1 protein-coding gene is annotated in these 387 nt (G+C 57.9%); it reads right to left on the reverse strand.

All coding sequences use genetic code 11. The features are described 5' to 3' along the window. Positions 1 to 46 precede the first annotated feature (46 nt). On the reverse strand, positions 47 to 387 hold a 341-nt coding region (locus tag HMPREF2912_RS09345), incomplete at its 5' end, for an integrase core domain-containing protein (RefSeq protein WP_148139417.1).

Below are 387 nucleotides of genomic sequence, written 5' to 3' on the forward strand. Positions count from 1 at the left end.
TGGGGTTGCCCGCAAATCGTGGACACGTAGTGGAGCTACCTAGTGGTTAGGCAGCTATTTCTTTTCTGCTGTTGATTGAGCCGGCGTGGTTCTCGAAGTCGACGGGGCTGACCATCCCGAGTGCGGAGTGCCGGCGCCGGCGGTTGTAGACGACTTCAATCCAGTAGGCAACAGCCTTACGCGCGGCATCACGGGTCGCCCAATGCTTACGGTCATAGAATTCGGTTTTAAGCGTCGACCAGAACGACTCGGCCATCGCGTTATCGAAGCACACGCCGGTACGCCCCACAGACTGAGCAATGCCTAGGCTGCGGCACACCTCCCAGAGCTTCTCACTGGTAAATTGAGTTCCGCGGTCAGCGTGAAACACCAGCCCATCAGGAACGT

This window comes from Corynebacterium sp. HMSC056E09 (assembly GCF_001813425.1).
Classification (GTDB): Bacteria; Actinomycetota; Actinomycetes; order Mycobacteriales; family Mycobacteriaceae; genus Corynebacterium; species Corynebacterium hesseae.